The sequence below is a fragment of the Streptomyces sp. NBC_01261 genome, assembly GCF_036226385.1.
GTDB lineage: Bacteria > Actinomycetota > Actinomycetes > Streptomycetales > Streptomycetaceae > Streptomyces.
Window position 1 is genome coordinate 3,565,252 of record NZ_CP108463.1, and the last position, 21,143, is coordinate 3,586,394.

Annotated in this window: 14 protein-coding genes; 7 read left to right on the forward strand and 7 right to left on the reverse strand. The window is 69.4% G+C overall.

The genetic code is table 11. From position 1 onward, the window contains the following. The first annotated feature begins 170 nt into the window (after positions 1 to 170). The 4 genes from eccCa to OG226_RS15235 all read left to right on the forward strand — a co-directional run bounded on the left by eccCa (position 171) and on the right by OG226_RS15235 (position 7,328). Positions 171 to 4,136 (forward strand): type VII secretion protein EccCa, encoded by a 3,966-nt coding sequence (gene eccCa / locus OG226_RS15220; protein WP_329349226.1) that lies wholly within the window; start codon positions 171 to 173, stop codon positions 4,134 to 4,136. 122 nt (positions 4,137 to 4,258) lie between these two features. Continuing rightward, positions 4,259 to 4,705 (forward strand): hypothetical protein, encoded by a 447-nt coding sequence (locus OG226_RS15225; RefSeq protein ID WP_329349227.1) that lies wholly within the window; start codon positions 4,259 to 4,261, stop codon positions 4,703 to 4,705. Then, on the forward strand, positions 4,705 to 6,774 hold the full coding sequence (locus OG226_RS15230) for a DUF6571 family protein (RefSeq protein ID WP_328678187.1): 2,070 nt from the start codon (positions 4,705 to 4,707) through the stop codon (positions 6,772 to 6,774). Before OG226_RS15225 ends, OG226_RS15230 begins: the two co-directional genes overlap by 1 nt. Beyond that, entirely contained in the window at positions 6,771 to 7,328 is a 558-nt protein-coding gene (locus OG226_RS15235) for a hypothetical protein (RefSeq protein WP_328678190.1), read from the forward strand. Before OG226_RS15230 ends, OG226_RS15235 begins: the two co-directional genes overlap by 4 nt. 87 nt (positions 7,329 to 7,415) lie before the next feature. Here OG226_RS15235 and OG226_RS15240 read toward each other — a convergent pair whose 3' ends face one another. The 7 genes from OG226_RS15240 to eccB form a co-directional block, all read right to left on the reverse strand. Further along, complete coding sequence (locus tag OG226_RS15240) at positions 7,416 to 7,721, reverse strand: WXG100 family type VII secretion target (protein ID WP_327400905.1); 306 nt, start codon at positions 7,719 to 7,721, stop codon at positions 7,416 to 7,418. A gap of 64 nt (positions 7,722 to 7,785) precedes the next feature. After that, entirely contained in the window at positions 7,786 to 8,124 is a 339-nt protein-coding gene (locus OG226_RS15245) for a WXG100 family type VII secretion target (protein ID WP_019064778.1), read from the reverse strand. A 96-nt stretch (positions 8,125 to 8,220) separates the two neighbouring features. Beyond that, positions 8,221 to 9,432 (reverse strand): S8 family serine peptidase, encoded by a 1,212-nt coding sequence (locus tag OG226_RS15250; protein ID WP_328678194.1) that lies wholly within the window; start codon positions 9,430 to 9,432, stop codon positions 8,221 to 8,223. A 93-nt stretch (positions 9,433 to 9,525) separates the two neighbouring features. Next, the gene (locus OG226_RS15255) at positions 9,526 to 11,307 is read right to left on the reverse strand and encodes a WXG100 family type VII secretion target (RefSeq protein ID WP_328678196.1); all 1,782 of its coding nucleotides are present in this window, start codon (positions 11,305 to 11,307) and stop codon (positions 9,526 to 9,528) included. After that, positions 11,307 to 11,777: a hypothetical protein gene (locus OG226_RS15260; RefSeq protein ID WP_329349228.1), complete on the reverse strand. Its 471-nt coding sequence runs from the start codon at positions 11,775 to 11,777 to the stop codon at positions 11,307 to 11,309. The genes OG226_RS15255 and OG226_RS15260 overlap by 1 nt, the downstream gene beginning before the upstream one ends. A 444-nt stretch (positions 11,778 to 12,221) precedes the next feature. Beyond that, positions 12,222 to 13,487: a type VII secretion-associated serine protease mycosin gene (gene mycP / locus OG226_RS15265; RefSeq protein ID WP_328678199.1), complete on the reverse strand. Its 1,266-nt coding sequence runs from the start codon at positions 13,485 to 13,487 to the stop codon at positions 12,222 to 12,224. 12 nt (positions 13,488 to 13,499) lie between these two features. Then, positions 13,500 to 15,020 carry a type VII secretion protein EccB gene (eccB, locus tag OG226_RS15270; RefSeq protein WP_328678200.1) on the reverse strand — a complete coding sequence of 507 codons (1,521 nt, stop codon included), beginning with the start codon at positions 15,018 to 15,020 and terminating at the stop codon, positions 13,500 to 13,502. Between the two features lie 198 nt (positions 15,021 to 15,218). Between eccB and eccE the strand changes: the two genes are divergently transcribed. The 3 genes from eccE to OG226_RS15285 all read left to right on the forward strand — a co-directional run bounded on the left by eccE (position 15,219) and on the right by OG226_RS15285 (position 21,137). After that, positions 15,219 to 16,553 (forward strand): type VII secretion protein EccE, encoded by a 1,335-nt coding sequence (eccE, locus tag OG226_RS15275; RefSeq protein ID WP_329349229.1) that lies wholly within the window; start codon positions 15,219 to 15,221, stop codon positions 16,551 to 16,553. Next, positions 16,550 to 17,266, forward strand: coding sequence for a hypothetical protein (locus OG226_RS15280; protein ID WP_328678203.1), 717 nt, complete (start codon positions 16,550 to 16,552; stop codon positions 17,264 to 17,266). Before eccE ends, OG226_RS15280 begins: the two co-directional genes overlap by 4 nt. 379 nt (positions 17,267 to 17,645) lie before the next feature. After that, a complete protein-coding gene (locus OG226_RS15285) occupies positions 17,646 to 21,137 on the forward strand; it encodes an SCO5717 family growth-regulating ATPase (protein ID WP_329349230.1) in 3,492 nt (1,163 codons plus the stop codon). Positions 21,138 to 21,143 lie beyond the last annotated feature (6 nt).

Consider the following 21,143-nt stretch of genomic DNA (forward strand, 5'->3'; position numbering starts at 1 on the left):
GCGGAATGCCCTGTTTTCCCAGCCTGGTTGGCGTGTGCTCACGCGAACATCCGGCACCCTACCGCTCACCTGTCCCGCGCGAAGTCAGTAGGATCGCGCGGCGGCCTGCGTCCGCCTGACACGGGGTGGCGGACGGTAGTCCCGGGGCCGCGCAAGGGAATTGGTGAGCAGTGAGCCACATCGTCGTCAAGCGCCCGCCGCGCGCGCTGCCGTCCGAGGTGCCCACGGACGAGATCGTTCTGCAACCGCCGCCGGAGTTGCCCCGGGGGCATCAGGAGAGCGTCCTGATGCAGTTGCTGCCGACGCTCGGCATGGGCGGCTCGGTGGTGTTCTTCTTCACGAACGGGCAGCCGTTCATGAAGATCATGGGCATGGTGATGATCGTCTCGACGGTGGCCATGTCCATCGCGATGGTGGTCCGCTTCCGGCGCGGCTCCCAGGGTCAGCTGGCGGACATGCGCACCGACTATCTGCGCTACCTGGCGCAGACCCGGCGGACCGCCCTGGACACCGCCCGGGCACAGCGCGACGCGCAGTACTACCTCCACCCCTCCCCCGAGCAGCTCTGGGCGCTGGTCGCCGAGGGCAGCCGGGTGTGGGAACGGCGGCCGGGCGACGAGGACTTCGGCCAGGTGCGCATCGGCCTCGGCCGGCAGTCGCTCGCCACCGCGCTCATCGCCCCCGAGACCGGCGGGGTGGAACAGCTGGAGCCACTGACGGCGGGTGCGATGCAGCGCTTCCTCTCCGTCCACGGCACCCTCGACGACCTGCCGATGGCAGTCTCCCTGCGTGCCTTCTCCTACCTCACCATCAGCGGCGAGACGCAGTCCGTACGGTCCTCCGCCCGGGCGCTGGCCGGCTCGCTGGCCGCGCTGCACTCGCCCGAGGACCTGGTGATCGTGGTCGCGGCGGCGAGGGAGGCGCTGCCGCACTGGGAGTGGGCCAAGTGGCTGCCGCACGCGCAGGCGCCCGGTGCCACGGACGGTGCGGGCACCCGCCGGCTGATCGACAGCGACCTCCGCGAGCTGGAGAACCTGATCTCCGCCCGGCTGACCGGCCGTCCGCGCTTCCACCCCGACGCGGCGCCGCTGCCGGACGAGCCGCACATCGTCGTCGTCCTCGACGGAGTCTCGCTGCCCCCCGACTCGGTCCTGGCCAACCCCGAGGGCCTGCAGGGCGTGACGCTCGTCGACGTCGTCCCCGGCGAACCGGCAGCGGCCCGCGGCGAGCTCTCCATCGTCGTACGGCCGACGTCGCTGCATCTGGAGTCCGGTCACGGCGATGTCTACGAGGGGACGCCCGACGCTCTCTCGTACGAGTCCGCCGAGGCGCTCGCGCGGCAGTTGGCGCCGCTGCAGATGGCGTCCGGTGGGGACGACGACCAACCGCTGCTCGCCAACCTGGAGTTCACCGATCTGCTGAACCTCGGTGACGCGGCCTCCGTGGACACCAAGCGCACCTGGCGGACGCGTTCGCTGGCCGAGCGGCTGCGGGTGCCGATCGGGCTCGGGGAGGACGGCCGACCCGTGATGCTCGACCTCAAGGAGGCGGCGCAGGAGGGCATGGGCCCGCACGGACTGTGCGTGGGCGCCACCGGCTCCGGCAAGTCCGAGCTGCTGCGCACGCTGGTCCTCGGTCTCGCGGTCACCCACTCCTCGGAGACCCTGAACTTCGTCCTCGCGGACTTCAAGGGCGGTGCCACCTTCGCCGGTATGGCGCAGATGCCGCACGTGGCGGCCGTGATCACCAACCTCGCGGACGACCTGACGCTCGTCGACCGCATGGGCGACTCCATCCGCGGAGAGCTCAACCGCCGCCAGGAACTCCTGCGCGACGCGGGCAACTACGCCAACATCCACGACTACGAGAAGGCACGCGCCGCGGGCGCCCCGCTGCAGCCGATCCCCTCCCTGGTGCTGGTGATCGACGAATTCAGCGAACTGCTCACCGCCAAGCCGGACTTCATCGAGATGTTCGTGCAGATCGGCCGGATCGGCCGCTCGCTCGGTGTGCATCTGCTGCTGGCCTCGCAGCGCCTGGAGGAGGGCCGACTGCGCGGTCTGGAGACCTATCTGTCGTACCGCGTCGGTCTGCGCACCTTCTCGGCGGCCGAGTCCCGGGCCGCGCTGGGCGTGCCCGACGCCTACGAACTCCCGAACGTCCCCGGGTCCGGCTTCCTGAAGTACGGCACGGACGAGATGGTGCGGTTCAAGGCCGCCTACGTGTCCGGCACTTACCGCTCGGACTCCCCGCAGGCGTCGTTCGGTGCCGGTCAACTGCCCGTCGACCGACGGCCGGTGCTGTTCACGGCGGCCGAGGTGCCGGTGCGGTACACGGCGGTGCCGCAGCAGCGCACCGAGTCCCCGGACATCGACGACGCGCTCGCCGACACGGTGCTCGACGTGATCGTGCGCCGGCTGGAGGCGCAGGGTCCGGCGGCCCACCAGGTGTGGCTGCCGCCGCTCGACAGCCCGCCGTCGCTGGACGGACTCCTGCCCGGCCTCACGGCGGTGCCGGGCCGCGGACTCACCCAGCCCGGCTACGAGGGCGCGGGCCGGCTGGTGGTCCCGGTCGGCCTGGTCGACAAGCCGTACGAGCAGCGCCGCGACCACCTGTGGATCGACTTCTCGGGCGCGGCCGGCCATATGCAGATCGTCGGCGGCCCACAGTCCGGCAAGTCCACCCTCCTGCGCTCCCTGATCTGCGCCTTCGCCCTGACCCACACCCCGCACGAAGTCCAGTTCTACGGCCTCGACTTCGGCGGCGGCGGTCTGTCCTCGGTGGCCGGCCTGCCGCACGTGGGCGGCATCGGCTCCCGCCTCGACCCCGAGAAGGTCCGGCGCACGGTCTCCGAGGTGTACGGCGTGATGACGCGCCGCGAGGAGTACTTCCGCTCGGCGGGCATCCCGTCGATCGCGGAGTTCCGGTCGCGCCGGGCGCGCGGCCAGATCTCGGTCACGGACCAGCCCTGGGGCGATGTCTTCCTCGTCATCGACGGGTGGGGCAACTTCCGTGCGGATTATGAGGGGTTGGAGGCGGCGGTGCTGGACATCGCCGCGCGCGGCCTGGGCTTCGGCATCCACCTGGTGCTCACCGCGTCCCGGTCGATGGAGGTCCGCGCAAACCTCAAGGACCACCTGATGAACCGCCTCGAACTGCGGCTCGGCGACACGATGGACTCCGAGATCGACCGCAAGGTGGCGGTGAACGTGCCGACCGGCGTCCCCGGACGCGGTGTGTCGCCGCAGCGGCTGCACTTCATGGCGGCGGTGCCGCGCATCGACGGCCTGGTCTCGGACACCGATCTGGCCGACGCCACCCAGGCGCTGGCGACCGAGGTGTCCCGGCACTGGGAGGCGCCTGGCGCGCCCGAAGTACGGTTGCTGCCCCGCGAGTTGGCCGCCGCGCAGCTGCCGACGGGCGACCTTTTCCCGCAGCGCGGCGTCGCGTTCGCCATCGACGAGAACAATCTGGAGCCGGTCTTCGTCGACTTCGAGCAGGACCCGTTCTTCCTTGTGTTCGGCGAGAGCGAGTCCGGCAAGTCGAACCTGCTGCGGCTGCTGGTCAAGCAGTTGACGGAGCGGTACACCGGCGACGAGGCGAAGCTCTTCGTCATCGACAACCGGCGCTCCCTGCTGGACGCGACGCCCGCCACGCACCTCGCCGAGTACATCCCCATGTCGAACGCCATGGACCATCACATGGTCGCCCTGGGGGACCTGATGCAGCGCCGTACCCCGACCGCCGACGTCACCGCCCGGCAACTCCGCGAGCGGAGCTGGTGGCAGGGCCCGACGGTGTACGTCGTCGTGGACGACTACGACCTCGTCTCCACGTCCAGCGGCAACCCGCTGGGCAACCTCACGGAGATGCTGCCGTTCGCCCGTGACGTCGGCGTCCGCTTCATCATCGCCCGCTCCACGGCGGGCGCCGGACGCGCCGCGTACGAGCCGTTCATGCAGCGGATGCAGGAACTGGGCGCCCAGGGCGTCGTCCTGGCGGGCGACCCCGGCGAGGGCGACGTGCTGGGCGGGGTACGGCCCCGGCCGATGCCTGCGGGGCGGGGGGTGTTCGTGTCACGGAAGCGGGGGAAGCCCTTGGTGCAGACGGGGTTGGTGCCGGAGACGGTGTTCTGACCGTCGGGCGAGGCCGGTCCGGTCCCTTGAACGAAGGCTCCGGACCGGCCTGTTGTTGGGTTGACGGACTGGTCCCGTCCGACGGGCGGGGTCCTACGGGGGCACGGGGAAGGGGTCCACGCGTGACATGGGACGAGTGGGAACAGCTGAAGAGTCAGGCCGCGCAGAAGCAGTCCGCGCGCATGCAGCTCAATCAGCTTCCGGCAGAGGACGGCGGCAGCACACCGCAAGGCGATCTGACCGTCGACCACAAGGATCTGGCGGCGATCGGCGACCGGGCGTTCAAGCTCTGGGAGGATCTGGGCCGGTACGGCCGTGACGCCTGGTCGAGCAGCCAGACCGCGGCCTCGGATCTCACGACCCAGGGGTTCAGGCTCGGCGGGGCGGTGGACCACGTACAACAGCGTTGGGAAGAGCAGCTCACGAGTCTGCTCGACGCATGCGCCCATATCTCCAACCACATGGACTACACCAAAAAGGCGCACCAGGGCGACGAGTTCTACATATCCGGCCAGATAAGCAGTATCTCGACACTGGACAAGGGTTTCAGTGAAGGGACGGGGCGCTGATGGACCTCGATACGCTCCGATTCGGGAACTTCGCCTCGCTCGGCACCGCCATTGACGACTGGTCCCGTGTGGTGAAACACCTGGAGACCCTTGAGAAGGACGCGCGTGACGGTCTCAAGGGACTGGCCGACAAAGCCAATTGGTCCGGTGTCAACGCGACCGTCTCCCGCGAGTTCATCACCAAGACGGCCGGCGAGTTCACCGACGCCCACACGCAGGCGACGACGATCTACAACATTCTCAAGGACACCCACGACGAACTCGTCGGTTACCACGATCAATTGGTCGAGACGATCTCACGCGGCCTCAAGAAGAACCTCACCGTGATGGACACCGGCAAAGGCTCCTTCACCGTCACCATGAACATCCACCCCGACCGCGCCGCGAAGGGCACCACGGTTCCCGAGCACAGCCAACAGGACGTGGACGAACTGTGCGAGGACGTCAAACGCCTCCTCAGCAGGGCGACCCACAGCGACGACACCGCCTCCGACGCCCTGCGGGCCATAGCGGACGAGGCCGAGTACGGCTTCTCCGGCGCGGCGTACGAGGACAGGGACTCCGCCGCGCAGGCGCTCAAGGATGCCGAGAAATACGCGAATCTCATCAAGAGCAAGGGGGACTCCATGTCCCTTGAGGAATTCGACGATCTCAACCGGCAGCTCGCGGGATACAAGAACGATCCCCTCTTCCAGGAGAAGTTCGCCACCACGCTGGGCCCCAAAGGCGTGCTGGACTTCTGGGCGGACCTCTCCGATCCCTCCGACGGAGGCGATCTCCAGCGGGCCCGCCTGGACCAGCTGGGCGATTTCCAGAAGAACCTCGGCCTCACCCTCGCGGGAGCGACGCGGTCGGACTCGCCGGCCATGCGGCAGTGGGAGGACGGCATGGTCAACCTGGCGGACGACCGCATTCAGACCCGTGGGACGCAGGTCTACGGCTTCCAGCTCATGAGTAATCTCATGCGCGTGGGTGACTACGACGACGCGTTCCTGGACAGGTACGGGAACGCTCTCGTCGCGACCGAGAAGAAGATGCAGCTTCCCGACCATTACTGGAACGGCAGCGGTGGGCCGTTCATGCCCAAGATGAATTTCATCGGCGAGGATTTCGGCCGGGACCCGATGACCGGTTTCATGACGGCCCTGTCGAACAGTCCCGATGCCGCGACCGCGTTCTTCAACGAGACCCAGCCCCAGGACAACGCGGAATGGGTTCTCAAGGACCGCCCCACGTTCGACGACACACCGTTGAACAGTCACGACGGAAACCAGTCACGCGACGCCACCGGAAACGCACTCGTCGCCGCGGCCACCGGTGTCAACCCCAATGATCCCCATGCCGTTCCGGTGCAACACAGCGCCGAGAACCGGAGCGTCCTCGACCGGTCGCTGAAGATCATCTCCGGCACGGGTGACGACTTCGCCCCCGAGATGCGTGACGACATGGCGAAGGTGCTGGTGAACTACGGCGACGAGGTGCACAACACGGCGAGTTCACTCGCGGACGATCCCAGTGACCCCCGCCAACTCGACCGGCACCAGCTGCTGGAAGTGACGAAACAGGTCTCGCGGGACCAGCACGCCTACGGAGTCCTCAACGACGGCCTGAACAAGGAGATGGTCCGCGACATTTACACGGACCACCCCAGTGACCCCAAGGAGACCCTACTCAGAGCCGGGCACACGGTGGGCTTCCTGGAGGAGGCCCGCTATCAGGCACTGGCGACCGACAAGGAAGATCCTTCGTGGAACGCCAAATGGCTTTACCACGGCTTCGGCGGCGCCGTTAACTTCATTCCGGTCGTCGGTGACGCGGCTCAGCGCGGCGTCGATGCCCTCGCATATCAATGGCAGTTGGACGAGCAGGCCCGTATCAACGACGACAACGCACGCCAGAACGGCGAGGTGTTCACCGCACGGGAGAACCAGTTGCAGAAGCTCAGCGACCTGTGGATCGACGCCAATCCGAACCACGGCGACAGCAACAGATACACACTGACCTCCGAGATCAACGGTGCCGCTTTCGACGGCAACGCGCGGGCTCAAGGACTGGCGGGCAATCAGTGATCACGGGTGCATCAGGACCTTCGGTACGGCGCGCGGCCGCCGCGGTGACGCTGCTCGTCCTGGCCACGGCCGGCTGTACGGACTCGGACTCACGCGCCTACACCGTTCCGGGCAAGGTCTGCGGAGTGGCCGTCGACTCGGATCTTCTGTCGCCGTTCCTGCCGGACGGACAGAAGCTCACCCAGCGTGCGTACAACGCCGGTCAGGAGAGCCCGCGTTGCCGGCTGTCGGTGGACGGCAAACTGGTCGTCTACCTGTCGGGCGATGTCGTTCCCGCGGAGACCGACCCCGTCAAGGTCCAGGACCGGGCCCTGGTACGACTCGGCAACCCCGCCTCCGTCGACATCGGTGACAGCGCCAGAGTGGCGGACAACGGAGCCTTGGCGGTGGCCGCGTGCACGTACGAAGGCCGACAGCGCAAGTTCGTCGCGTTGGTGCAACTCCAGGAGAAGACTCCCGCGAAGACCTCGGAGCGGCGGGACGCGTTGCGCTCGTTCCTGAAGTCCTACTTCCCGAGCGCCATGGCCAAGCAGGGGTGCAAGCAAGCGAGTTGAGCCGCTGCTCCGGATGAACGCGCGGTTGCGAAGACGGGGTGGGCACCTCCCGTGCGTGCCCACCCCGTTGTCACCGGCCGACCTGTCCTACTCGAAGAAGCTGGCGGCCTTCTTGTCGCCGCCGCGGTAGTCGCCGCCGGCCTGGTGGACCTTCTGCGTGATGGACAGCAGCGCCTGGTGAATGGCGGAGGTGTGGCCGTCCCACTCCCTCGACTTCCGGTTGAAGGACTCGTAGGCGTCACCGGCCCAGCCCTCGGCCGCGTCGTGGACGCCCTTCTTCAGCGCCGTGAGGTCGCTCTCCAACTGCTTGGCCAGATTGCCGAGTTCAGTGGCGAGCGCGTCCAGGGTGCCGTACTTGACGGCAAGATCCTGCATGTGCGGCGTGCCGGTCATGTTTCCTCATCTCCTTGACGATGTGAGAGGGACCTCGCGGTCCGGGGTGCGACGCTCGGGGCGGTCAGTAGAGGTTGAGCGCCGAGGTCTTCGCACCGGCGTCCACTTCGATGCTGGAGATCGTGGAGTGGAGTTCGTCCTCCAACTTGTCCTTGTCCTGCTTGGTGAGGTGAATTCCGTTCAGGAAGTCGTCGAGCATGCGGCCGATCCCGACCATGTGGTCGTTGATCTCGTGCTGCTTGGTCTTGAAGGCGTTGGCACCGTGGCCCGTCCAGTTCGCCTCGATCATGTCGATGCAGCCCTGGAGCTTCTGCAGGTGCTTCTTGACGTTGTCGTACCTGTCGATGACGTTCGTCTGGAGCTTTTGTACATGTGCGTCATCAAGCTTGCGGCCGTCAGCCATCTCGGCACTCCCTTTCGCGAGAGAGGTTGATGTTTCTGGGACGCAACACCGAGTGGTGAAGCGCTGGTTGGTCGGGTGAGCCCGGTGTACGAGCTCTCATGCGCCTCGCCGCGAACGAGCCACCGCGAAGGCTCCACCGCCGAGCACGACTACGGCCGCTGCGGCGCCGAGAGCGACCCACAGGGTGGTGTTGCCGGACGAGTCGGAGCTTGATGCTGCGGCGGAAGTCTGGCCGCCCGATGTGGAGTTGGGGGCCTGGGACGAGGTTGACGCGGAGACGGAGGGCGAGGCGGCGGTGCCGGTGGTCAGCCCGGGTGTCTTCTTGTTGCTGACGGGATCGATGTCGGCGGCTCCGGGGTCTCCCTTGCCCTTCAGGAGAACCTGCGCCGGCCGGATCGTGCCGTAACCGAGGTACCGGCTCGGCGTGTTCTTCGGCCAGTCCCGTCCCGCAGTGTCGATCATGACGCGGAGGACCTGGTTGGCGGTCCACTTGGGGTGGGCGGACCAGATGAGGGCGGCGGCGCCGGAGGTGATGGCGGTGGCTTGGCTGGTGCCGTTGCTCTGGGGGCAGTAGGCCCTGAATGTCTTGTCACACCAGGTGGGCACGTCTACGCCGGGCGAGGCCAGGTCAACGTAAGCACCGCTCTCCGAGAACTTTGCCACCTCGCCGTTCTCGTTGATTGCCGAGACGCCGACCACACCGGGGTATTTGGCGGGATAGCCGATGTAGTTCTTGTCTCCATCACCGTCGTTACCCACGCCGGCGATGAGCAACTTCCCCTTGCTCTGCGCATACTGCACGGCTTCAAGTCCACCGTCGATCGGGAAATCGCCAGTGAACGACATACTGATAATTTTCGCATCGGAATCGGCAGCGGCACGGATGGCCTCCACCAAAGTGCCGCCCTGCTTCTCGGTCTTCTTGTCGATTCCGGTAAGTGCAGTGCGGATCGGGATAATTTTAGCCCCCGGCGCAACACCTTTCAGGCCGCCCCCTTTGCCCGTCCCTGCGATCAGTTCGGCCATTGAAGTGCCGTGGCTCAGATAGTCATCCGTTTCATCGCCGGCGGCCCTCGTGACATCGACTCCAGGGAGCACCTGCCCCTTCAATGAACTCGTGTCCGGGTTGACACCGGTGTCGACGACTGCGACCGAGATACCCTTACCTGTGCTGACTTTCCACAGCCCCTGGGCGTTCATAGCGTCCAAGTACCACTGCTGCGACTGGACGTCATCGGCAGCCGCCGAAGGCGCGAGCCCGACAGACATGACGGCCAGAGCACCGAGCGTCGCGCCCACGGTGGTCACATGCCTCCGGGCATTCCTCGCCCACAGCGCGGCCCGGATGCGGCGTACGCCAGTCCCTGACTTCATGCTTCTGTACGTCCTCGGTCGTTTCGGTCAGTCGGTCGCCGACGGCGCATCGTCACGCGAGCGCTTCTTGTTCTCGGCGGATTGCTGTTGACGCTGCGTTCTCCGGCCTGCGGCACGGCCAAGGCCGCGCTCCTCCGCGGAACCGGGCACCTGGCCGGAACCACCGGACGCGGCTCCGTTGCCCTTGACGCCACCCCGACTCGCGGGCGCGCCGACAACACCGTCCGCGTTGCCCGGAGATCGACGCTGCGACTGCCCCTGCCCCGTGCCCGGCGCCGGTTTGTTCGCACCGATCACTCCGCGCTGGCCCGGCCTTTCACCGTTCGGACGAGCACCGGATGCTCCCTCACCGCCGATGACCGTGCCACGCGGAACCCTGGCACCCGTCGCATTCGGGCCGGCTTCAGAAGTGGGCCTGCCACCGACCACGCCACCCGTACGCGCAGCGCCCGTGGCTCCGGGGCCGGTTCGGGGCGATGGCTGACCGGGCACGCCGCCCACACGCCCGCCCGGCGCACCGCCTGTGCGTGAACCGGCCGTACCGGCACTTCTGGGCACACCTCCGGTTACACCCCGCCCCATGGGCGACCTGCCCATCGCAGATGCAGGCCCACGGGCACCCTGTTGGCCAACTGCGGATGCACGGCCCACCGGTTCCGCAGGGCCACGTCCGGTGCGGCCTCCGGCGGTGGTCCCCTCGGAGTTGGTAACCCGCCCTTGAGCCGATCCAGGAGTCCTGCCGCCAAGCCCGGCAGCGCGCCCGACCGGTCCCCCGAAGGCGGGAGGTACCGCGGCGGTCCCCATGGGAGGCAGCATCCCTCCCGAAGGACCACTGGGCCCTGTCACAGACGGCGTGGGAGTCACTGGCGTCGGCTTCACGGTTTCCGGTGGCAGCGTGCCGACGCTGTTGATCTCGGTACCGACCGTGGGCCGATGCACGTCGAGATTCGTGTGCGCGGGATGATGCTCAGTTGGCAGATTGTCTCCGGAGACGTCGCTCGGCACACCAACGTGGCTGCCTCCACTCTCACGGACAACTGCTCGGTGGACTGATCCTGAGTTGGAGTTGCCGGTGGAACCCGAGCCACCCTGACCCGGGTCGACCGGGACCTGCACCCCCACGTCGGGCATCGCCCGATACGGCTCCGGCGCCGCCTTCTCCAACTTCGCCAGTTCCGACCCCGACACCGAGTAGAACGACGCCAGCCGGTTCATCTGGTTGATCGCCTCTTGGCGGTCCTTCTCGACCTGGACCGCCTCGCTGTACTGCTTGTTGCCCTCGAACTGCTGGAGTACCGGGAGCTGCCCCGGCTTCTTCTGGGCCAGGACGGGACGCGTGTCCCTCGGCGGCAAGGAGCTGCGCACGGAAGCGAGCCCCGTCGCGGCGGCCGTGACCTGCACACCAGCACCGTCGGCGTACGTGGCCAGGCCCTCGGTGTGCGTGGCGAGGCCTTCGCCCCACTTCTGGAACGCCGAACCGGCGTCGCCCTGCCAGTCCTCACCCGCGTGCTTGAGATGACGCCTGAGCTCCACGGCGGCTTCGTTGATCGCCTTGCTCGCCTTCGCCAAGGTCTCGCCCGCGTGCTCCAGATCGGCGGGATTCCCCTGGTGGACCAGGTCGATCATGGCGTTGAGCCGGTGGTCCTCGAAGTCCGTGACCTTGCCGTTCGTCAGGAGGCGGACGCGCTTCGCTCCGAACGCGTCGTGCATCACCTCCGACACCCCGGCCAGTGCGTCGACCTGGCCGACCTGAAGGTCGACACGCTGCTGGTCGGTCAGCTCCTTCGGCGCCTTGTCGTCCCCGCTCACTACTGGAGTCCCTTCGTGGACTTCTTGGCGTCACTCAGCTTCCGCTCGCCCTCGCCGGACTTCTTCTCCTGGGATTCGGTGTACAGGCGGTCCGTCTCGACCTGGATCTCCCAGAAACGGCGTCGCTGGTCGTCGTCGAGGTTGTCGAAGCCGTTCTGTGCGCCCTGCGTCGCGATGCCCATGGCCTCGATCTGCAGCCCCAGCGTCTTGGAGAGCTGCGTGATGTGTTCATGGACCGACTGGTACTGGGTGAACAGCGCATCCGCCTCATGAAAGTCGAGGCCGTGCCCGCTGAGGGATGCCCGCGAGACCCGCTGCGCGCCCAGTTTGGAAGCGCTGCCCGCCGAGTCCTCGAACTCGGACAGCAGCTTGTCGATGCGCTGCTTGAACGTCATCAGCACGCCGGCGCCGACCTTGAGGTCGGCTGCCGTCTGCGGTGATGCCCCGCCTGTCAAGTCCGCAGGAAGCATGATGCCTTCCCTCCCCGTTTTCGTCGCCCGCCTCTGGGTGACCGCACCCCTTGAGCGTTCCTCTCCGCAACGCAATCACTCTAGTCGCTTCCTGTGACAGTCCCAACTGCCTTATGCGACAGCTGTGCTACCGCTCGACCGAGCTTCACCGCTTCTCCTCGGCTCGCTCTCACGCCCACCTGGGCAACTGCCGCCCCCTGACGCTACGTGACCTGCGGACGGGCGGCCTGAGTACGGCTACTCAGCCGCCGTAGCCGCACACTTGTGAGTGAGCGTCGGGGCGGCCGATGGGGTGGCACGGAGCCGTCGTTGCTGCGTGGCCATTGCGAATGGCGTCGTCCGGTTACGTCAACTCCCGTCGTCTGCCTGCTCCTTCGCAGGTCGCGCCCTCTTGACAGGCAGACGGAGCCCGCGGGTGGCGCCCCTCGCGGGGCTCGCCGGACGTCAGTCCAGCCCCGCGACTCTCCGCGCCCGCTTGCGCGCGTCCCGTGTCGCCACCGCCGTGCCGCCGAGTCCCGCCACCAACACGGCCGCGCCCAGGGCGACGTAGGTCGCGAGGCGGGCGTTGTGTTCATCGGCGGTTTCGCCGAGTTGGAGCTTCGCGGGGGACGGGGCCTGGGCCTTGGTGAGGCCTTCCTGGGGGTTGGGGGACTCGATCGGGTGGTCGTCCTCCGTGAGCGCGCGGACCGGGTCGACGACGCCCCAGCCGACGAGGCGGTCGTGGCCGGCGATGGTGCGCTCGGCGGTCTGCTCGATCTGGGCGACGACCTCGCGGGCGGTCCAGTCCGGATGCTTCGCCTTGATCAGCGCGGCGACACCGGCGACGTACGGCGCCGAGAAACTCGTACCGTTGTCGGAGCAGTGACCGCCCTTGGGGACGGTGGAGATCATGTCGACGCCGGGTGCCGCGACGCCGACGAAGTCGCCGGACTGGGAGAAGGACGCGCGTTCGTTGTTGCGGTCGGAGGCCGCGACGGCGAGGACACCCGCGAAGGACGCCGGGTACGTCTTCTTGACGTTGCCGCCCTGGCCGCCGTTGCCCGCCGACGCCACCACCACGATCTTCTTCGACAGTGCCGTGTCGATCGCCGACTCCAGGGACGGATCGGGCTTCACCGCGTTCGACGTGTCCTGCGAGATGTTGATGACGTCGGCCTTGGCCTGGATCGCGTAGGTGACCGCCGCCGCGAGCGTCTGTGCCGTGCCGTGGCCGTCCGCGTCGTTCTGCTGGATCGGGATGATGGTCGCCTCGGGGGCCAGGCCCACGAAGCCGGTGCCGCCGATCGGGCGGGCGGCGATGATGCCGGCGACCTTGGTGCCGTGTCCCACGGTGTCGGTCGTGCCGTTCTCGCTGCCCCGCGCGATCTTGTCGCCGTTGCTGTCCTTGAGGTTCTTCGGCATGAAGTTGCGGCCGCTCTTCACGTCCACCGCATGGGTGAGCTGGGGATTCTTCACGTCCACGCCGGTGTCGATCACCGCCACCCGTACGCCCTTGCCCTTGGACTGGTTCCACAGCTCGTCGAGAAGGACGCGTTGCAGGGCCCAAGGGCGGCCCGGGTACTCCTTGTTGGGGAACGTGCACTGGTCCGAGAAGCTGTCGTCCGCCGCGGCGGGAGGCGCGAGCACGACGGTCGACACGGTCAGGGTCGCGGCTACGGCGGCCATCGCCGCCGTAGCCCGGAGGGGGCGGGGGGAAGTCGTGTACGGCATGCCCAACTCTCCCTACGAACCCTGCGGTTGACGTGCCGCCGCCGTCGACAGGCGGGGGCCCGTGGGCAGGAACTCGGACCAGGAGGCGGGGATCGGCGCCGGGGCGACGTCGGCGTAGCCGAGGCGGATCTGGGCCTGCTCGGCCTCCTGCTGCTCCTGCTGGCGCTCCTTGGCCGTCGTACCGATGCCCGCGTCGTTCGTGGCGCTGTCGGCGTTGGACTGCAGGACGTAACGCAGACCCGTGTCGGTGACCAGGAAGACGGGGCCGGCCTTGGTCTCCTCGCCCTGGAACTGGCGGAAGAGCTGCCCGGAGCCGGGCGTGACGTAGGCGCTGGTGGAATCGGTGGGGAGCGGGGCGGGGAAGTCGGTGCCCGCCCAGGTCGTCAGGGTGGTGGCGCCCTTGTCGCCGACCTTCTGCAGGACGTTGCAGATCGTGCTGCGGCTGCCGGACGCGTCCGAGGCCTCGTTGACGGCCGTGGGTTCCTTGGTGGGCCAGCGGTGCTCGGCGCCGAAGGTCCCCTCCGGAGTGATCGCGCCCGGGCTCACCGCGGTGGCGTGGCCGGCCTGGCCGAGCGGGGCCAGGTCCTTGCTGTACAGCAGGAGTTGGGCGACGAAGGCGGAGACCTGCGCGACCCGGCCGGGGAGCACCACGTAGTAGTGCACCCCGCTGGCGTCGGACGCCTTGAGCACCATGCCCACCCTGTTGGTCGACGCGTCCAGCTCGCCCGGGGCCGCAGCGGCCGTACCGTGTGCGGCGCCGATGTCCGGGAAGGCGATCGGGTCGCCCTGGTGCAGGGTGGCCAGCCACTCCGGGGAGACGCGCTCGGGCTCGCGGCCGGTGCCGACGACGGCACGCAGCAGCAACTCGTCGCCCTTGTCCACGCGGTACGCCGTGCCGCTCGCGTCCACCACGTAGCGGTTCTTGTCCGGGTCCACGACGTAGAGCAGTTCTCCGCCCCGCAACCGCTGCTTGCCCTCGGTCTTCTTCATGTCGCGCTTGGCGAGGACCAGCGCCGCTTTCTGGATGGAGCCGCCGCCCGCGCTCGGGCGCTCGCAGACCGCCCAGCGCTTGTCGGCGCCCGCCTCGCTCGCCGAGGGAAGACGGTCGGGGGCGTACGGGATGCCGACGGTGACGCCGTGCGGGATCTTGCCGCCGTCGAGGACCGACTCGTCGACGGTGACGACCTCACCCTGGCCGGGGTTGAGGAGCAGCTTCGCGGACGCCATGTTGAGGACGGGGTGCAGCTGGGCCTTGCCGTCGGTCTTCAGGACGACGTAGCGGGTGGTCGATTTACTGGCGATGATCACCTTCGACTTGGGGGTGTCCCAGCCCTGCGGCGCCGTCGGTTTGAACATGCCCCAGGCGCCGAAGACCGCCATGACGACCACGCCCACGATGACACCGGGCACCACTCCGCGCAGCGGCCGCGGTGCCCCCTCCTCCGAACCGTCCGGGGAGGACTGCACGAAGGACGCCAGCATGCGCCGCTTCGCGAAGGTGTAGGCGTTGAGCTGGTCCCGCCGAGATGCCATCTGTGTCTGTCTCTCCCCGTGTTCCGCCTGGGCAGCGCTCGGGAGTTCGACGTCCCCCGCCCATCGATGTCAGACCGGGCACCTACTATGCCTGGTATCCGAGGGGACATGGGGAGCGGGTAGGGTACCTGGACCTTCAGGGGCCCTATGTGGTGCTGAAACAGCAGTGAGTTGTGAGCAAAACGGGGGGATGGAGTGATGGCTTCCGGAACGCGGACGCGGTCTCGTGACCGGTCGCGGACGAGGGGCTCCGGGACGCCCGGGCCGGGTTCGGCGCAGCCGCCGTCCGCGGCGGGCACACCGCCCCAGGGGCCGGGCGGACTTCATCTCAGGACGCGGCGCGGACAGGGCGGGGCATTCCGGTTGCAACGGCTCGTCCTGCTGGAGATCGCGGCGGCCGTCCTTCTCGTCGGCTGGGCGATCGACCCCATGGCGCTCGTGCCCGCGGGCGTCGTCGCCGTGGCGCTCGTGCTGCTCGCCTTCGTCCGTCGGCGCGGTCGCTCCCTGCCCGAATGGCTGGGTACCGCGCGGGCGTTGAGGACGCGTCAGAAGAGCGCCGCGACCACGGAGACACCGCCGGGCACCGAACCCGGTCTCGCACCGGCCGTGGAGTGCGACCAGACCCTGCGGACATATACGTACGGCGGCCGGGACCGGCGTCCGATCGGGCTGATCGGGGACGGCACCTTCGTGACCGCCGTCGTGCAGGTCGAGGCCGATGTCACCGCGCTGCGGGCCGACCGGAGCCGGCATCCGCTGCCGCTCTCGCTGGTCCGGGACGCGCTCGAAGTGGACGGCATCCGGCTGGAGTCGGCGCAGCTCGTGCTGCACACCCAGCCCGCGCCCGCGCTGCACCTGCCCCAGCACTCGGTGGCCGTCACCAACTACGCGCCGCTGCAGGAGCAGACCGGCGCCCCGGCGGTGCGCATCACCTGGATCGCGCTGAAGCTCGACCCCGAGCAGTGCCTGGAGGCCGTGGCCGCCCGGGGCGGAGGGCTCACCGGAACCCAGAAGTGCGTCGTACGCGTCGCCGACCATCTGTCGAGCCGCCTCACCGGTGCCGGTTTCCGCGCGACGATCCTGAACGAGGAGGAGCTGACCGCGGCCCTCGCCACCTCCGCCTGCGCGAACCCCCTGGTGACGGCGGAGGCCGGACGGACCGAAACGCGGGAACGCCGGACCGAGGAGTCCAGCCGGAGCTGGCGCTGCGACAACCGCAGACACACGACGTACTGGATCCGCCGCTGGCCCCAACTGGGCGGTCGCGGACCGTCGTTGCCGCAGCTGATCGCCCTGCTCACGGCCACACCGGCGCTCGCCACGACGTTCAGCCTCACGCTCGCGCGCGGGGAGCGCCAGGAGGTGTCGATGTGCGGGCACCTGCGGGTGACGGGCCGCAGTGACGACGAACTGGTCGCGGCGCGGCGCGCGTTGGAGGGCGCGGCACGGCACACGGGCCTGGCACTGGCCCGCCTCGACCGCGAGCAGCTCCCGGGTGTGCTCGCCACGCTGCCCCTCGGAGGTGCCCGATGACCGCGATGACGACACTGCGCAGCGGCTTCGGCCTGATCGGCCCGCGGCACGGACGGCATGTGCTCTCCCCCGAGCAGGTGGACGCGCTCGCGCTGCCCATCGGGGACGACGGTGTCGTGATCGGCGTCGACGCGGAGGGACAGCCCGCGGTGCTGGGGCTCAACCGGCCCACTCCGTACGACGTCGTCCTCATCGGCGGTCTGTGGACCGCACAGGTCATCGCCCTCAGAGCGGCGGCGACCGGGGCGCGCGTCGCCGTGGAGACCGGCCGCCCGCAGGCCTGGATGCAGATGGTCCACGCCATGGGCGGCGGACAGAACGGCCTGGCGGTGTACGACGTGGGCCGCGTCCAGCCACAGGGCGCCTCGGCGGGCACACCCGTGCTCGTGGTGCGGGACTGCGGCATGCGTCCGCCGCGCGGACGGGTCGTGTCCGGGCCCTGGCAGTCGGTGCTGACCCTGCTGCCGTATCTCAGTCCGGTCGCCCCTCGGCTCATACGGCAGGCGCGGCTCGTCGGTGTGCAGCGGATCTCGCCGGACGAGGCGGCGGAGCTGGGCCGCGCCATGGCACTCCCCCGGGCCGACGTCGACTCCCTGCCCACGCTCCCCGACGGCGTCACGCTCTGGTGCGGCGACCGCGACCGACAGTATGTGATGACACAGCCCACGGACGCCGAGATCGGATTGTTGGGTACACCACGCCGGATGGACTGAACTGGCGGGCCACTGACCGACATTGAACGATTTGCGAACTTTCATCCCTTCTCTCGTAGGGGATGCGCGCCACTACCACCCGTTTTGCGCGAGGAGTTGGTGGGCACGTGTGCCGGTTCAGGGCGTCGTGTGCCGCGTTGGACGGAGGCGGAGGGGTGGACGGGCCTGCCGTGAGGTTGCATGTGGTGATTAGGCTGGGACTGGGCGCCGCGTCAGGGCCCGCGGCCGGGCCGACAGCACTTCGGGGGACGGGCCGGGCGGATCCGATCGGTTCGGGCCGCCGAACGACCGTTCCCGACCCTTTCGACGGACCGGCCCGTACGACACGAGCGGTCGCCCCGGCACGACATGAGGGTGCTCGACCACACCAGGAGGAATTGTGAGCAGCGATCGGGACGGGATCCGCGGGGGCTGGGCCACGCCCGGCGATGACCAGCCCGACGACGAGTCCGCCATCGAGATGACGGGCGAGTTCACGATCGACTACGCGCCGCCGGCCTGGTACACGCAGAACTCGTCCGGCGCGTCGGGCGCGTCCGCACAGACCTCGCCACCGCCGACTCCGGCGAGCGGCACGGCGATGCCGCCTCCACCTCCGGCGCCTCCGGTCGGCCCCGCGTTCCCGATGCCCGTGCCACCGGACAACTCCGGCTTCCAGGCCGGGTGGGCCCCCGCGCCCGCGGTTCCGCAGGCTGCGGTCCCGCCGTCCGCGGTTCAACCGGCTGCGCCGCAGCCGCCTGTGGTCCCCGCCGAGGAGGACCCCGAGAGCGGCGACCTCGCGAGCGGGGCGACGATGCGGATCTCGTCCGCCGCGTTGAAGCGGGAGATCGTGGAGCGGGGTGGTGCGGGGGCGGATGCCGCTACGGCGCAGGCTGGCCCTGAGCAGACCGACGCGGAGACCCCGGTCGCTCCGGCTACCGCTCCCGCTCCCGCTCCCGCTCCCGCTCCCGCTCCCGCCGAGGTTTCCGTGGGTGACGAGGGTTCCGTCGAAGGTACAGAAGGTACGGAAGGTACCGAGGGTTCGAGTGCCGGCACCGGCGACTCCGCATCGGGCTTCGGGGAGCCGGAGTTCGAAGGCGAGGTCCCGGCGAACGGTGACGCCGAAGGCACCGACGCCGCCGAGTTGAGCACGCAGGACGAGGACGGCGCGGTCGCCGAGACGGACACCGGGGACTCCACACACTCCGCGGAATCCGCGAACTCCGCCGAAGGCCGGCGCACCGAAGACACCTCCGCGCCCACGGCAACCCCCGGCACGGACCCCGCCCCCAAAACGGACCCCGACACCGACCCGGCCGACGCCCCAGCGGATGACGCGACCGGTGACATGACCGGCGCCCCGGAGCACGAGCCGAGCAACGCCGACGCCAGACCAGCACCGCCATCAACCCCGCCCACAGCCGAGGCCGACTCCCCCCGGCCCACCGACCCGACCACGGGTACGACGGGTGTCACCGCCGACGTACAGGCCGACGTACAGGAAGCCCCTCCCGCCTGGGCTCCCCCGCCGGCCCCGCAGAGCGGTGTCCCTCCGCTGCCGCCGTCCTACCAGCCCGCCGCCCCGGCCCCGGCCGACCAGTGGCCCGCGCAGGCCCACCCCCAGGCTCAGCAGCCGCCGATGGACCACGCCGCGCCCCAACCGCCCGTACCGCAGCAGCCCGTCGCGGCCCCGGCCCAGCCGCCGTTGCCGCCTCAGCAGCAGCCTCCGTCGCAGCCGCACCCGCCGCAACCGGCACCGGCGGCCTGGGACGCACCGCCGGCACCGACCCCGCAGGGCCCGGCGCCCACGCCCGAAGGCGGCCCCACCGGTTACGGCTTCCCGCCCACCACACCCCCGGCTCCCACGCCGAACGAGCAGAGCGGCTACGGCTTCCCGCCCCCACCGGCACCGGCACCGGCACCAGCACCAGCACAACCGACCCAGCCCGCCCCCAACACCCCCAACGCCCCGGACCAGCAGGGCAGTTACGGCTTCCCCCCTGCACCCGCACAACAGGGCCCGCCCAACCCCGCCGCACCGAACCACCAAGACGGCGGCTACGGCTTCCCCCTCCCGCCCGCACAGCAAGCGCAACCCACCCCGGCACCCCCGCACCAACAGGGCAGTTACGGCTTCCCGCAGGGACCGGCACAGCAGGGCCCGCCCAGCCCCAACGCGCCCGACCAGCAGAGCAGTTACGGCTTCCCTCCGGTACCCGACCAGCAGACCCCACCCGCCCCCAGCACCCCCAACACCCCGGACCAACAAGCCAGTTACGGCTTCCCACCGGCACCCACACAGGCGGGCCCGCCCAACCCCCAGAGCGGCTACGGCTTCCCCCCTGCACCCCCGGCTCCCGCGCAGCAGCAGGCCCAGCCCGACGGACCGCAGCCCCCGCACGCACCGCAGCCGCAGGCGCAGCCCCAGCCACAGGCACAACCCCACCCCCAGGCTCAACCCCCGGTGGACCCCCGCACCGGCACCGCCTGGCCCCAGCCCATGCGGCACGATCAGCGGCAGCCGACCAATCCCGGTGCCGCGCCGCTCGGTTACACCGCTGCCGTGGAGCTGTCGTCGGACCGGCTGCTCAGCAACAAGAAGCAGAAGGCCAAGAGCGGTCGGCCCGGTGCCGCGCCCTCGCGGTTCAAGCTCGGCGGGAAGAAGGAAGAGGCCGAGCGGCAGCGGAAGTTGGAGCTGATCCGTACGCCGGTGCTGTCGTGCTACCGGATCGCGGTGATCAGCCTCAAGGGCGGTGTCGGCAAGACCACGACGACCACCGCGCTCGGCTCCACGCTGGCCACCGAGCGCCAGGACAAGATCCTCGCGATCGACGCCAACCCGGACGCCGGCACCCTCGGCCGCCGTGTGCGCCGCGAGACCGGCGCGACCATCCGCGACCTGGTCCAGGCGATCCCGTACCTCAACTCCTATATGGACATCCGGCGGTTCACGTCCCAGGCCTCGTCCGGTCTGGAGATCATCGCCAACGACGTCGACCCGGCCGTGTCGACCACCTTCAACGACGAGGACTACCGGCGCGCGATCGACGTGCTGGGCAAGCAGTACCCGGTCATCCTGACCGACTCCGGTACCGGTCTGCTCTACAGCGCGATGCGCGGTGTGCTGGACCTCGCCGACCAGCTCATCATCATCTCGACGCCGTCCGTGGACGGTGCGAGCAGTGCGAGTACGACGCTGGACTGGCTGTCGGCGCACGGGTACGCCGACCTCGTCTCACGCTCACTCACCGTCATCTCCGGTGTCCGCGAGACCGGCAAGACGATCAAGGTGGAGGACATCGTCAGCCACTTCGAGACGCGCTGCCGGGGTGTCGTGGTCGTGCCGTTCGACGAGCATCTCGCCGCCGGCGCCGAGGTCGACCTCGACATGATGCGGCCGAAGGTGCGGGAGTCGTACTTCAACCTCGCGGCCCTGGTCGCCGAGGACTTCGTCCGCCACCAGCAGATGCACGGCCTGTGGACGAACGACGGCAATCCCCCGCCCGTACTGGCCCCGCCGATGCCGGGCCAGCAGGGATACCCGGGCTACCCGGGACAGCCCGGCCAGCAGGGACAACCGGGTTATCCGGGCCAGCAGCCGTACCCGGGCCAGCAGGCTCCCGGCCAACCCGGTCCCTACCCCCAGCAACAGCAACAACACCAACCGCAGCCCCAACCGCCGCACCCCGGCCAGCAGTTGTACGGCCAGCAGCCCTACCCCCAGCAGGGTCAGCCCCCGGCGCAGCAGCCGGCCCCGCCGTATCCCCAGCACCCGGGTCAGCAGCCCCCGCCGCCGTACCCGCAGCACTCGGGCTACGGCCAGCCCCCGCAGGCTCCTCAGCAGGACGGCGACCAGACTCCGCCGCCTCCGCCCGCACCCCCGCAGCAGTAGGCGCAC

Excerpts from the sequence above, each read along its gene's own strand:
- OG226_RS15230 (WP_328678187.1), top strand. The coding sequence starts at position 4,705 with ATGGACCTCGATACGCTCCGATTCGGGAACTTCGCCTCGCTCGGCACC.
- OG226_RS15240 (WP_327400905.1), bottom strand. The coding sequence starts at position 7,721 with ATGACCGGCACGCCGCACATGCAGGATCTTGCCGTCAAGTACGGCACC.
- OG226_RS15245 (WP_019064778.1), bottom strand. The coding sequence starts at position 8,124 with ATGGCTGACGGCCGCAAGCTTGATGACGCACATGTACAAAAGCTCCAG.
- OG226_RS15260 (WP_329349228.1), bottom strand. The coding sequence starts at position 11,777 with ATGCTTCCTGCGGACTTGACAGGCGGGGCATCACCGCAGACGGCAGCC.
- mycP (WP_328678199.1), bottom strand. The coding sequence starts at position 13,487 with ATGCCGTACACGACTTCCCCCCGCCCCCTCCGGGCTACGGCGGCGATG.
- eccB (WP_328678200.1), bottom strand. The coding sequence starts at position 15,020 with ATGGCATCTCGGCGGGACCAGCTCAACGCCTACACCTTCGCGAAGCGG.
- eccE (WP_329349229.1), top strand. The coding sequence starts at position 15,219 with ATGGCTTCCGGAACGCGGACGCGGTCTCGTGACCGGTCGCGGACGAGG.
- OG226_RS15280 (WP_328678203.1), top strand. The coding sequence starts at position 16,550 with ATGACCGCGATGACGACACTGCGCAGCGGCTTCGGCCTGATCGGCCCG.